The 12,697-nt window shown below is 60.1% G+C and carries 10 protein-coding genes; 2 read left to right on the plus strand and 8 right to left on the minus strand.

What is annotated here, in order from left to right:
* The first annotated feature begins 666 nt into the window (after positions 1 to 666).
* On the plus strand, positions 667 to 1,998 hold the full coding sequence (gltP, locus tag DFS28_RS00395) for a glutamate/aspartate:proton symporter GltP (protein WP_111448144.1): 1,332 nt from the start codon (positions 667 to 669) through the stop codon (positions 1,996 to 1,998).
* Positions 1,999 to 2,236: 238 nt separating this feature from the next.
* Complete coding sequence (locus DFS28_RS00405) at positions 2,237 to 3,466, plus strand: nucleoside recognition domain-containing protein (protein ID WP_111448145.1); 1,230 nt, start codon at positions 2,237 to 2,239, stop codon at positions 3,464 to 3,466.
* Positions 3,467 to 3,586: 120 nt separating this feature from the next.
* On the opposite strand, the gene DFS28_RS00415 is transcribed toward DFS28_RS00405, so the two are convergent.
* From DFS28_RS00415 to DFS28_RS00450, 8 genes are all read right to left on the minus strand, one after another.
* A complete protein-coding gene (locus DFS28_RS00415; protein ID WP_111448146.1) occupies positions 3,587 to 4,213 on the minus strand; it encodes an ABC-type transport auxiliary lipoprotein family protein in 627 nt (208 codons plus the stop codon).
* A complete protein-coding gene (locus DFS28_RS00420; protein ID WP_111448147.1) occupies positions 4,210 to 5,148 on the minus strand; it encodes an MlaD family protein in 939 nt (312 codons plus the stop codon). The genes DFS28_RS00415 and DFS28_RS00420 overlap by 4 nt, the downstream gene beginning before the upstream one ends.
* Position 5,149: 1 nt before the next feature.
* Positions 5,150 to 5,953, minus strand: a complete 804-nt coding sequence (locus tag DFS28_RS00425) for an ABC transporter ATP-binding protein (protein WP_111448148.1) — start codon at positions 5,951 to 5,953, stop codon at positions 5,150 to 5,152.
* Positions 5,950 to 7,098 (minus strand): ABC transporter permease, encoded by a 1,149-nt coding sequence (locus DFS28_RS00430; RefSeq protein WP_111448149.1) that lies wholly within the window; start codon positions 7,096 to 7,098, stop codon positions 5,950 to 5,952. Before DFS28_RS00430 ends, DFS28_RS00425 begins: the two co-directional genes overlap by 4 nt.
* Positions 7,099 to 7,152: 54 nt before the next feature.
* Entirely contained in the window at positions 7,153 to 8,181 is a 1,029-nt protein-coding gene (locus DFS28_RS00435; RefSeq protein ID WP_111448150.1) for a DUF5924 family protein, read from the minus strand.
* A 238-nt stretch (positions 8,182 to 8,419) separates the two neighbouring features.
* Positions 8,420 to 9,796 (minus strand): pitrilysin family protein, encoded by a 1,377-nt coding sequence (locus DFS28_RS00440; protein WP_111448151.1) that lies wholly within the window; start codon positions 9,794 to 9,796, stop codon positions 8,420 to 8,422.
* A gap of 195 nt (positions 9,797 to 9,991) precedes the next feature.
* Positions 9,992 to 11,650 carry a Na/Pi cotransporter family protein gene (locus DFS28_RS00445; protein ID WP_111448152.1) on the minus strand — a complete coding sequence of 553 codons (1,659 nt, stop codon included), beginning with the start codon at positions 11,648 to 11,650 and terminating at the stop codon, positions 9,992 to 9,994.
* 213 nt (positions 11,651 to 11,863) lie between these two features.
* Entirely contained in the window at positions 11,864 to 12,631 is a 768-nt protein-coding gene (locus DFS28_RS00450) for a TerC family protein (protein ID WP_111448153.1), read from the minus strand.
* Positions 12,632 to 12,697 lie beyond the last annotated feature (66 nt).

Genomic DNA, 12,697 nt, shown 5'->3' on the forward strand with positions numbered 1-12,697 from the left:
GCTACCCGAGGACGGTAGACGCATGATCAAGGGGCCGGGACGTTCTGCCTGTTTCAGGGGCGGAGTGACCTACGGGTACAGGGAGTACCTGCGCAAGGGCCGGATCAGGCAGAAGCTGCGACGCAAGTTCGTCGATCACTCATGGATCGACGGACTTGCGAAGAGCTCGTCAGCGCAAAGTATTGTCCTAGAGCGTTCTGCTCGCCTCCTCCGCGCCATCTCCGCTTAATCCTTCGCAAAACCATTTCGTGGTGTTTCTTTGGTGACCGTATATCGAGAAAACCGCGATTCAACGACCGAGAATTTTCGCGATTAAACGTAGGCTTTTTCCCAAGTTTCAGTCCACATTCCCTTGTTCAAAAAACAACCAACCTCCTCTGCGGTGGCCGGTTCACGGCACTTATGCCTGCCGAAATGTCGTATTCGAACCGGTTGGGACGCGAGTTTCAGTTAAAAAAGCTCATGCCGATTCGGCATAGGGTAGGCGTTTACGGCATTAGACGTCGCTTCCTTGCATCTGAATAGTTGCGCCTTTTTTCGCCTGCCAGAGAGCGGATAACAAGCGCTCCGGGGCACCTTATACGGGGGTAGATGCACAGGACTTTTTCGCCACAAGCGTTCCAGTTCTTGCATCTGCCTGAGTCAAACGCAAGTAAGGGTAAAGATATGAAGAAGGCAAAGCTTAGCCTCGCCTGGCAGATCCTCATCGGTCTGGTATTGGGGATTGCAATCGGTGCGCTGCTCAACCATTTCAGTGCCGAAAAAGCCTGGTGGGTCAGCAACGTCCTGCAACCAGCAGGCGATATCTTTATCCGTCTGATCAAGATGATTGTGATCCCGATCGTGATCTCTTCGCTGATCGTCGGTATTGCAGGCGTCGGCGACGCGAAAAAGCTCGGGCGTATCGGCCTCAAGACCATCCTCTACTTCGAGATCGTCACCACCATCGCCATCGTGGTCGGTCTGGTGTTGGCCAACGTGTTCCATCCCGGCACCGGCATCGACATGAGCACCCTGGGTACCGTGGATATTTCCAAGTACCAGGCCACTGCCGCCGAGGTTCAGCATGAACACGCGTTCATCCAGACCATCCTCAACCTGATCCCGTCGAACATCTTCGCGGCCATGGCCCGCGGCGAAATGCTGCCAATCATCTTCTTCTCCGTATTGTTCGGTCTCGGTCTGTCGAGCCTGCAATCGGACCTGCGCGAGCCGCTGGTGAAGATGTTCCAGGGCGTGTCGGAAAGCATGTTCAAAGTCACTCACATGATCATGAACTACGCCCCGATCGGCGTTTTCGCACTGATCGCGGTAACGGTGGCCAACTTCGGCTTCGCCTCCCTGCTGCCGCTGGCCAAACTGGTGATCCTGGTTTACGTCGCCATCGCCTTCTTCGCCTTCGTGGTATTGGGCCTGATCGCTCGCCTGTTCGGCTTCTCGGTGATCAAGCTGATGCGCATCTTCAAGGATGAGCTGGTGCTGGCCTACTCCACCGCCAGTTCCGAAACCGTGCTGCCGCGCGTGATCGAGAAAATGGAAGCCTACGGCGCGCCGAAAGCCATTTGCAGCTTCGTGGTACCGACCGGCTACTCGTTCAACCTCGACGGTTCGACCCTGTACCAGAGCATTGCAGCCATCTTCATTGCCCAGCTCTACGGCATCGACCTGTCGATCAGCCAGCAATTGCTGCTGGTACTGACCCTGATGGTCACCTCCAAAGGCATCGCCGGCGTTCCGGGTGTGTCCTTTGTGGTGCTGCTGGCCACCCTGGGCAGCGTGGGTATTCCGCTCGAAGGCCTGGCGTTCATCGCCGGTGTCGACCGCATCATGGACATGGCCCGTACCGCGCTGAACGTGATCGGCAATGCCTTGGCCGTGCTGGTCATCTCCCGCTGGGAAGGCATGTACGACGACGCCAAGGGCCAGCGCTACTGGAACTCCCTGCCGCACTGGCGCAGCAAGGAAAAATTGCCGGTGGGTGAGATTTCCAGCAACTAACGCATAACCCCTGTGGGAGCGGGCTTGCTCGCGAAAGCGGTGTGTCAGTCAACTGATTGGGCGACTGATACTCCCCATTCGCGAGCAAGCCCGCTCCCACAGTGGATTGAGGCCAGCCCATAGCATGGGGCTCAACAAGGCCCGATGCAGAGCCAAAAACAAACCCCGGAGAAATCCGGGGTTTGTCGTTTCTGGCTACCCCGCTATCATTCGCCGCATTCTTCGGGGGATTTGACTGATGCTTAATGGCCTGTGGCTTGGCTTCTTCATCGTGGCTGCCGTTTCGGCACTGGCGCAATGGCTGATCGGCGGTAACGCCGGGATCTTCGCGGCGATGGTGGAAAGCATTTTCGCCATGGCCAAGTTGTCGGTCGAAGTCATGGTCCTGTTGTTCGGCACCCTGACGCTCTGGCTGGGCTTTCTGCGGATTGCCGAGAAGGCCGGGATCGTCGAGTGGCTGGCCAAAGCGCTGGGCCCGTTGTTCCTGCGGCTGATGCCGGAAGTACCGGCCGGGCACCCAGCCATCGGCCTGATCACGCTGAACTTCGCCGCCAACGGTCTGGGCCTGGACAACGCCGCCACGCCAATCGGCCTTAAAGCCATGAAGGCGCTGCAAGAGCTCAACCCCAGCGACACCATCGCCAGCAACGCGCAGATCCTGTTCCTGGTGCTCAACGCCTCCTCCCTGACCCTGCTGCCGGTGACGATCTTCATGTACCGCGCCCAGCAAGGTGCGCCCGATCCGACCCTGGTGTTCCTGCCAATCTTGCTCGCCACCAGTTGCTCGACATTGGTCGGCCTTCTGTCGGTGGCGTTCATGCAGCGTCTGCGCCTGTGGGACCCGGTGGTACTCGCCTACCTGATTCCCGGCGCCCTGGCCCTCGGTGCCTTCATGGCGCTGCTGGCGACGCTCTCAGCGACCGCTCTGGCTGGCCTGTCATCGATCCTCGGCAACGTGACGCTGTTCGGGCTGATCATGCTTTTTCTGGTGATCGGCGCGCTGCGTAAAGTGAAGGTGTACGAAGCGTTCATCGAAGGCGCCAAAGAAGGCTTCGACGTGGCCAAGAACCTGCTGCCGTATCTGGTGGCGATGCTGTGCGCCGTCGGCGTGCTGCGGGCATCCGGAGCGCTGGACTTTGGCCTGGACGGGATTCGGCATCTGGTGGAATGGGCCGGTGGGGACACGCGCTTCGTCGATGCGCTGCCGACCGCCATGGTCAAGCCGTTCTCCGGCAGTGCCGCCCGGGCGATGCTGATCGAAACCATGAAAACGTCTGGCGTGGACAGCTTCCCGGCGCTGGTGGCGGCGACGATTCAGGGCAGTACCGAAACGACGTTCTACGTATTGGCGGTGTACTTCGGCGCGGTGGGGATCCAGCGGGCGCGGCATGCGGTGGGTTGCGCGTTGCTGGCGGAGCTTGCCGGCGTTCTCGGCGCGATCGGCGTCTGCTACTGGTTCTTCGGCTAACCAAAATCCCCTGTGGGAGCGGGCTTGCTCGCGAAGAGGCCGATACATTCAACATCTCTGTTGACTGACACACCGCCTTCGCGAGCAAGCCCGCTCCCACATTAGATGTGCGTGCGACCTTTATGGCCTTGCCGGCGGCGCGAGCTTTTGACCTTGTTCCACCGCCCAAGTCACCACCTGCGCCGTCAACTGGTCACTGGCCTGGCCAAACCCGGCCACCACCGCCGGTACCTTCGCATCGCTCAACGGCTGGCGTACTTCAAAGCGTCGGCTGGCGAGGATTCGCTGGTCATAACCACGCACCAGCAACGCATCCAGACGCACGATGACGCTTGCGTTCGTTCCTTGGTATTCAGTCTGGAATGCCTGCAGGTTACCGCCCAGTTCAAGATCCGCCTGGAAGTTGCTGTCGTCGGTGCTCAGCAATGTCACCCGACCATCACGCTGGAAACCATCCAACAGACGATTGCGCAACAACACCGGTGCCGGGTCGCTCCAGCGCGAGGCCTTGTAGCTGCTGATCAGATCACCCTGAGGGATCACGGCGATCTTCGGGCTGTTCAAGGCTTCGCTGGTCTGCGGCTTGGTCAGGCGTAGCGACCAGCGCTGCGGCGTCCCGTGACTGGCCGATGCGCTGCTCTGGGCCGAAGGCAACCGATAGACGTCGGACGGCTCGGACTTGGGCAGGATCGAGCAGGCGCTGAGCACAATGAAGCTGGCGAGGAGGGCGAGGTGAGTCAACTTCATGGTGTGAACTCCTTGTCCTTGTCATTGCCCAGCAAATAACCGGTGGGGTTGGCTTCCAGACGCTGGGAAATAGCCCGCAACGACGTCAGGGTGTCACGCAGTTCACGCACCGCCGGGGCCAGGCCATTGAGGCCTTGCATGCCGCTGTTGAGCGAATCCTGATTGGTCGTGAGCAGCTCGTTGATGGTCGCGCTGCTCTGTTCCAGAGACTTCATCGCCTGCTCGGCACTGCCGAACATCTGCTTGCCTTGATCGTTGAGCATGCCATTGGCGTTGCGCATCAGCGCCGACGTCTGTTCCAGCATGGCGCCGGCCTGTTTGCCGACCGAGGCCAGTTGCTGCATCGCCTGGCGAATATCGCCGCGCTGGTCGGCGATGGTGCCGGTGGTTTGTTCCAGATGTTCAAGGGTCTGGCTGATGCGATCGACGTTCTGCGAAGAAAACATCTTATTGGCGTTGAGCATCAGCATGTTCACGCCGGCCACCAGATCGCCGCTGTCGTTCAGCAAACGGGCGATGGGCGAGGGCGATGCAATGATCGTCGGCAAATGACCGTCCTTGCCCTTGAGCTTCGGACTCTGCGGCGTACCACCGCTGAGCTGGATGATCGAGGTCCCGGTGATCCCGGTCAGCGCCAATATGGCCCGGGTGTCTTCCTTGATCGGTGTATCGCCGCCCAGGCGGATCCGCGCCAGCACCCGGCGCGGGTCTTTCGGGTCCAGACGCAGGGTCACCACGTCGCCGACCTTGATCCCGCTGTACTGCACGGCGCTGCCCTTGGACAGGCCGCTGACGGCCTCGTTGAAGACGACTTCGTAATCCTTGAACTCGGTGTCGACGCTGGACTTGGCCAGCCACAAGCCGAAGAGCAGGGCGCCTGCCACCACAATCACGGTGAACAGGCCGATCAATACATGATGGGCTCGGGTTTCCATGTCAGACCTCCTTAAGCTGTTGAGCGGCGGTCAGCGCCGCGCGGCCGCGAGGGCCATGGAAATATTCGTGAATCCACGGGTCGTCGGTTTCCGAGACCTTGTCGATGGCATCCGCCACCAGCACTTTCTTTTGCGCCAGCACCGCCACGCGGTCGGTGATGGTGTAGAGCGTGTCGAGGTCGTGGGTGACCAGAAAAACACTCAGGCCCAACGCATCGCGCAGGGTCAGGATCAATTGATCGAAGGCTGCGGCGCCAATCGGATCGAGGCCGGCAGTAGGTTCGTCGAGAAACAGGATGTCCGGGTCCAGCGCCAGCGCGCGAGCCAGTGCTGCACGCTTGATCATGCCGCCGGACAGCGAAGCGGGGTACTTGTCGGCCGCCGACAGCGGCAGTCCGGCCAAGGCCATTTTCACTGCCGCCAGGTGTTCGGCGTCCTCTCGGCTCAAACCGGCGTGCTCGATCAGGGGCAGGGCGACGTTCTCGGTGACCGTCAGCGAAGAGAACAGGGCACCTTTCTGGAACAGCACGCCGAAACGCCGTTCGACCATCGAGCGCTCGTGTTCAGACAGCGTCGGCAGGTTTTTGCCGAAGACCTTCACCACCCCTTCACTGGGCTGGCGCAAGCCGACGATGCTGCGCAACAGCACTGACTTGCCGCTGCCGGAACCGCCGACCACGGCAAGGATTTCACCCTTGTACAAATCCAGATCGAGGTTCTCATGCACGCTCTGTCGACCAAAGCGATTGCACAGATCGCGGACTTCGATCACCGCCTCGGAGGGCGCTCGGGGTAGACGACTCACCAGCCCATCTCCATGAAAAACAACGCAGCCACGGCGTCGAGCACGATCACCACGAAAATAGACTGGACCACGCTCGACGTGGTGTGAGCACCGACGGACTCGGCGCTGCCACTGACTTTAAAGCCTTCGAGACAGCCGATGGCGCCGATCAGGAACGCAAAGATCGGCGCTTTGACGATCCCCACCAGAAAATGCTGAACGCCGATATCGGTTTGCAGCAGCGATAGGAACATCGCTGGCGAGATATCCAGCGCCACCGCGCAAACCACACCGCCGCCGATAATCCCCGAAAGCATCGCCAGAAAGGTCAGCATCGGCAGCGCGACCAGCAGGGCCAACACGCGCGGCACCACCAGCAACTCTATCGGGTCGAGGCCCAAGGTGCGGATGGCGTCGATTTCTTCGTTGGCTTTCATCGAACCGATCTGCGCGGTGAACGCACTGGCGGTGCGGCCGGCCATCAGGATCGCGGTCAGTAACACACCGAATTCGCGCAGAAAGGAGAACGCCACCAGGTCCACGGTGAAAATACTCGCGCCGAAACTCGCCAGCACCGTCGCCCCGAGAAACGCCACCACGGCGCCCACCAGAAAAGTCAGCAGGGCAACGATGGGCGCGGCGTCGAGGCCAGTCTGTTCGATGTGCGCGACCATCGGCGTGAGGCGCCAGCGCTTGGGGCGAAACAGCCCGCGAGCGATGGTTTCCAGAATCAGACCGACGAAACCCAGCAGTTCCAGGGTGTCCTGCCAGACCGCGTCCACCGCGCGGCCGATGCGGGTCAGCAGTTGAATGCCGACGCTGATTTCTGGTTCCTTGATCGGTACACAGAAGTCGGTCAGCGAGCAGTACACCGTCTGCAACAAGGCGCGATCAGCGGAAGAAAGGGTGCAATCGGGGTGTTCGGCAGATTTGCCCAGACGCTCAGCCCCCAGCAGCTCCACCAGCAATGACGCACCCGCCGTATCGAGTGCGCCGAGGCCATTGAGATCGATGTGGGTGTTGTTGTCGTATTGGCCACGGAGCTTTTCGCTCAGGCGGCTGAGATAGGCGTAATGGGCGAGCGTCCAGTCGCCCGTGACCCGCAACAGGGCAGGGCTTTGCGAGGTGTCCAGTAGGGCACTGCCGGGCATTGTGCTGCTAGTCATAAGCTCCGTGCTTGTTCGGTTATTACGCAGATCTGACTAATAGCACGAACCGCGTTACTTTTCTTTGATGGGTGTGCTGTCCATGACCTTGAAGCGCAGCACGCCAATCAACTGACCGTCCTCAGTCAGCACCCGGACCTGCCATTTGCCTGCGGGGTTGCCGGGGAAGTTCTGCTTGTGGGTCCAGGCGCGATAGCCCTCCTTGCGCCCACCATTGATATCCAGAGGGATACGGTCGACTTCTTTGCCGTTGAACATCCAGACGTGATAAATCCGCTCGGCCAGCCCTCTAGGGGCGTTGATCGCGGTGTATGCGTACAGCCCACCTCCGCGAATCTGCTCGGCGCTGACTTCTTCCAGGCTCTTGCCGGGGGTGCGGTCCTGCATTTGGGTGCTGATCGCCACATCCGTCATCCACAGGGTCGCCGGTGGAACCCAGGAGCGCAGCACCCAACCGGCGGCGCCGATACCGACGGTGATGCTGAGGATCGCCAACGCATTGCGCACAGTGCGAATCGGGAAGATCGAGGCCAGGCTCGGGAACGACAGCAACATGGCAATGCCCAGCGCCAGCTTGAAGCTCTGGGCGGTGGTCAGGTGCAAAATGACGGGCAGGGCAGTCAGCAGGGCCGCGAACAGGGTCAGGGTGTGCAGTGCCAGGAACGCCCAGCGGCGCGGTGCCAGCCATTTGTAGTAGAGCGGGTCGATGATCGAAATCAGCGCCGCCATGCTCAGTAATCCAGTGAAGAACAACTGACCGCTGTTCCAGGTGGTGGTGATTAAAAAGAACGGCAGAACGAAGAATAGACTTTCCTGATGGATCATCTGCGTCGCATAACGCAGAAGCGGCTGGGGTATTTCGCGCTTGAAGACCCTGGCGAACAGCTTGGTGAGGCTGTTTTCCAGCATCAGCCAGACCCAGCTGACCAGCATGATGGTGGTGATCCAGGTCGCCAGACCCTGTTGGCGATCCACCAGCATGAAGCTGCCGACCCCGGATATGAAACCACCGAGCGCAATGACCCCCGGGTAGCGCTTCATCAGTTCCAGGATGCGCTGTACGTATAGGGTCAGAGTAGGCATTCGGCGGTTCGCAATAGTCGTGGGAAAAATCCCCGACAGGGTACCGCCGAGAGGGCGGCGTGGCGAGGGGGATACGTCCGTTTGACCAATGCAGCATTGTGGCGAGGGAGCTTGCTCCCGCTCGGCTGCGCAGCAGTCGTAAAACCGGTGCATGCGTTCTATCTGATAATACGCAGTGTCCGGTTTTGGGGGCGCTTCGCACCCCAGCGGGAGCAAGCTCCCTCGCCACAGGGAACTGTTACTTCCGGCGATGTACTCGCCAAGCCAACAGGCCGAGTACAAACAAACCGAACACCCCGGCAATCGCCCACACAAACTGGTCATCACTGATCAACGGCTTTTCGATCCGCAGGTAGCCCGGCTGCATCAGCAATTCACGCATGGCCTTATTTGCTTCCTCCAGCGTCACCCCTTCCAGTTCTTTGGCGGGGTCGGCGAAACGGCCGTCCTCGTAGTCCCCAAGGGCACTCCAGTAATAATCGGCCAACGCGCTGTTGCCTTGCACGGCCCAGGCCTGGCGGGCGATGGCGGCCTGTTTGATGCGGTTGAAGGTGCCGGCCTTGAGACCGTCCCTGAGCAACCCGGCCTTCAGATTATCCAGCACCCGTTCAGCCTCGGGCACGTCGTCGCGCTCAAGGTCCGCGTTCAGGCTCATGAAGCCCACACCGCCAAACACCTCGCGCTCGACCGAAGGCCCGTAGGACAAGCCATGGGCCAGGCGCAATTGGCGGTAGAGCGCCCAGTCCAGATAGTCCTTGAGCAAGTCGAAGGTTTCGTCGTGCCGATCCTCCTGCACCGGCTCTGGCAACAGCCAATGCAACTTGGCACTGCCGCCAACAAAACCATGACTCAAGGTGCGCTCATGGGCAGCACTGGCCTGGATCGCCGGCAGGGGCGGGTGATCGGTCGGGTCAACCGCTTCAAGCGCGCCATAAGACCGTTCCAGATAGGCCGGCAGCAACCGCTCAAGGTCGCCGACGACGATCAGGGTCATGTTGTTGGGCGCGTACCAGGCCTTGCGCACCTTTTCCAGCTGATCGCGGGTCAGGTGATCGACTTCGGCGCGTTCGGGGCATTTGAGGCCCAGTTCCACTGCCAGCTGATTACTCGCTGTGTGGCCAAGGTCCTGACGATCCAGAAAGCGTTGCAGGTGCGAGTAATGGCCGCCGTCTTCGCGCTCGACCACTTGTTTGGCGGCGTTGATGGCGTTGTCGTCGATTCGGGTCTGGGTCAGCAGCGCCAGCAGCAGGTCGAGGACCTTGCGTTGGTTTTTCGCCGGGGCTTCGATGACGAAGGTCGTGTCGGCATTGCTGGTGTAGGCGTTCCACTCGCCACCCAGGGCCTGCATGCGCTCTTCCAGCCCGCCTTCGCCCGTGGCGTCGATACCGCTGAACAGCAAATGCTCAAGCAGGTGCGGCAGCTCCTTGTCGGCGCAGCTGAAATCATCGATGCCGACGCCGACCACCAGACGAATCGCCACATGCCCGCGCTCGGTACCGGGCTTGAGCAGCAATTGCAGGCCGTTGGGCAGCGTATAGCCCTCGACCTGAAAGCGATCCAGGGCAAATGAAGGGAATGAACCAAGCAACAGACAAGCGAACAACAAACAACGCATAGCAAGCTTCCAGGCAACCAATCGGAGATCCGTGTCATCAGCCAGGCCGCCTTCGCGAGCAGGCTCGCTCCCACAGGTGATCTGAGTCGGACACAATTTCCGAGTACACCGAAGATCCACTGTGGGAGCGAGCCTGCTCGCGAAGGCGGCCTTCATGCTGAATCAATGTTACTGACTGACCACTCTGCCAGACGTTCAAGGTGAATGCGTGATGTCTGCCAAATCATCGGCCGCCAGGGCGCCGGTGTCGGAAGTTTCCAGCACCACATAGGCGCTGATGCAAAACAGTGAATTCAGACGCTTCATGTCGGCAATCAGCTCAAGGTGCAACGAGCTGGTTTCGATACTCTGCACGATCTTACGTTGCAATCGGCTGACGTGAGCATGGGCCAGGCGCCGTTCCTGTGCGCGAAAGCGACGCTTCTCACGCAATAACTGGCGGGCACTTTCCTTATCGGCACTGAGGAACACCGACAACCCCAGGCGCAGGTTGGAGATCAACTGGCTGTGCAGCCCCGCCAACTCTTCCAGGCCGACCTCGGAAAAAGACAGGCGCTGTGAGGTTTTCTGTTGCTGGACCTTGCGCAGCATGCGTTCGATGAGGTCGCTGGCGAGTTTAAGGTTGATCGCCAGCTCGATGATTTCCGCCCAGCGCCGGCTGTCCTGCTCGCTGAGATCTTCGCGGGGCATTTGCGCCAGATACAGCTTGATCGCGCCATAGAGCGATTCCACATCATCGGTCAGGCGCCGCATTTCCTGGGTGACGGCGGTTTGCTTGCCGTTCAGCACGTCGAGCATGGCCTCGAGCATGTTGTCGATCAGGTCGCCGATGCGCAGGGTTTCCCGGGCGGCATTGGCCAGCGCCAGACTGGGCGTGACCAGCGCTGTTGGATCAAGATGCCGCGGTTTGGCAGTGCCGTTGATTTCCGGCCGCTCCGGCAACAGCCACGCGCACAGCTTGGCCATCGGCCCGACGCTGGGCAGCAAGAGCAGGCAGCGCGCGGTGTTGTAAAGCAGGTGAAAGCCGATGACCATTTCCTGAGGGCTGAAGTCCAGGCTGTCGATCCAGTGCACCAACGGGTCGAGGACCGGAATGATCAGCAACAGGCCGATCAGTTTGTAGAGCAGGCTACCCAACGCCACCTGACGGCCAGCGGCGTTCTGCATGCTGGTGCTGAGGAAGGCAAGGATGCCGCTGCCGATGTTGGCGCCGATCACCAGGCCGATGGCAACGGGCAGGCTGATCACCGCAGCACCGGCCAGGGTCGCGGTCAGCAGGACGGCGGCGAGGCTGGAGTAGGAAACCATCGCAAACAGCGCGCCGACCAGGGCATCGAGCAAGATGTCGCCAGTCAGCGAGGCGAAAATCACCTTCACACCTTGGGCCTGGGTAATCGGTGCGGCAGCCTCAACGATCAGTTGCAGCGCCAGGATGATCAGCCCCAGCCCGATACTGACCCGGCCCATCTGTCCAACCCGGGTCTGTTTGCGCGACAGAAAGAAAATCACCCCAAGAAAGATCAGCAGCGGCGACAACCATGACAGGTCGAGGGTCAGCACCCGCGCCATCAGTGCGGTACCGACGTCGGCCCCGAGCATGGTCGCCAGGGCCGGGGTCAGCGCCATCAGGCCCTGACCGACAAAGGAGGTGACGAGCATGGCGGTGGCGTTGCTGCTCTGGACCATCGCCGTCACGACGATCCCCGAGATGAACGCCAGCCAGCGCTTGGACATGTTCCGGCCAATCACATGGCGCAGGTTGGAACCGTAGACCCGCAGGATGCCGGTTCGGACGATGTGCGTGCCCCAAATCAACAAGGCCACGGCAGATAACAAATTGAGCAGGGTGAGCATGCAGGCCCCCTGTGGTGGTAGCGCCCCATCGGGGCAAGTTGACGGTGCCGCGCGTTCTTCTACGTTCTGTACTTAAGCTGTAGTTGGCTAACGGACTGCGCGCCAGCATCGCACAGCTAAAGAAGCGATTGAAACAAAACTGCCATAAAAACAGGTTGATGCAGATATGAAAAAGGGGCCCGAAGGCCCCTTTGTCATCACATGGCATTCGGGTTATTGACCCGGAATGTCCTTGCGCAGCTTCACCGGTTCCTGCTGCTTGCGCTTTTTCGCCATGGCGGTGCGCATCTTGATGTTGATCGCTTCCACCGCCAGCGAGAACGCCATGGCGAAGTAGACGTAGCCTTTTGGCACGTGAACGTCGAGGGATTCAGCAATCAGCACAGTACCGACTATCAACAGGAACGACAGCGCCAGCATCTTCAGCGACGGGTGCTTGTCGATGAACTCGCTGATGGTGCCGGAAGCCCACATCATCACCAGCACGGCAACGACGATCGCCGCGATCATGACCGGTACGTAGGACACCATGCCCACAGCGGTGATGACCGAATCCAGCGAGAACACGATGTCGATGATCGCGATCTGAATGATGGTGTAGAGGAAGTTGCCGCCCTTGCCGCCCGGCTCCTCATTGGTTTCGTCTTCACCTTCCAGCGCGTGGTACATCTCTTGCGAGCTCTTCCACAGCAGGAACAGACCACCGAAGAACAGGATCAGGTCACGCCCGGAAATACCCTGGCCGAACACTTCGAACAAGTCGGCGGTAAGGCGCATGACCCAGGTGATCGACAGCAGCAACAGGATCCGCGTAACCATGGCCAGCGCTAGGCCGAAAATCCGCGTGCGTGCCTGCATGTGCTTGGGCATGCGGCTGACCAGGATCGAAATCATGATGATGTTATCGATACCCAGAACGATTTCCAGGGCGGTCAGGGTGAAGAAGGCAACCCAGATTTCAGGGTTGGTCAGCCATTCCATGTGTATTCCTTTGTGCGAGTGTTAAACCACGAAGGGCCCAGGCTTCAAACAACAAAGCCTGGACCC

The sequence above is a fragment of the Pseudomonas sp. 478 genome, from assembly GCF_003254125.1.
Lineage (GTDB): Bacteria > Pseudomonadota > Gammaproteobacteria > Pseudomonadales > Pseudomonadaceae > Aquipseudomonas.

Bases quoted from the DNA above. Each gene is read 5' to 3' on its own strand.
- gltP (WP_111448144.1), top strand. From the start codon at position 667: ATGAAGAAGGCAAAGCTTAGCCTCGCCTGGCAGATCCTCATCGGTCTG.
- DFS28_RS00405 (WP_111448145.1), top strand. From the start codon at position 2,237: ATGCTTAATGGCCTGTGGCTTGGCTTCTTCATCGTGGCTGCCGTTTCG.
- DFS28_RS00415 (WP_111448146.1), bottom strand. From the start codon at position 4,213: ATGAAGTTGACTCACCTCGCCCTCCTCGCCAGCTTCATTGTGCTCAGC.
- DFS28_RS00420 (WP_111448147.1), bottom strand. From the start codon at position 5,148: ATGGAAACCCGAGCCCATCATGTATTGATCGGCCTGTTCACCGTGATT.
- DFS28_RS00430 (WP_111448149.1), bottom strand. From the start codon at position 7,098: ATGACTAGCAGCACAATGCCCGGCAGTGCCCTACTGGACACCTCGCAA.
- DFS28_RS00435 (WP_111448150.1), bottom strand. From the start codon at position 8,181: ATGCCTACTCTGACCCTATACGTACAGCGCATCCTGGAACTGATGAAG.
- DFS28_RS00440 (WP_111448151.1), bottom strand. From the start codon at position 9,796: ATGCGTTGTTTGTTGTTCGCTTGTCTGTTGCTTGGTTCATTCCCTTCA.
- DFS28_RS00445 (WP_111448152.1), bottom strand. From the start codon at position 11,650: ATGCTCACCCTGCTCAATTTGTTATCTGCCGTGGCCTTGTTGATTTGG.
- DFS28_RS00450 (WP_111448153.1), bottom strand. From the start codon at position 12,631: ATGGAATGGCTGACCAACCCTGAAATCTGGGTTGCCTTCTTCACCCTG.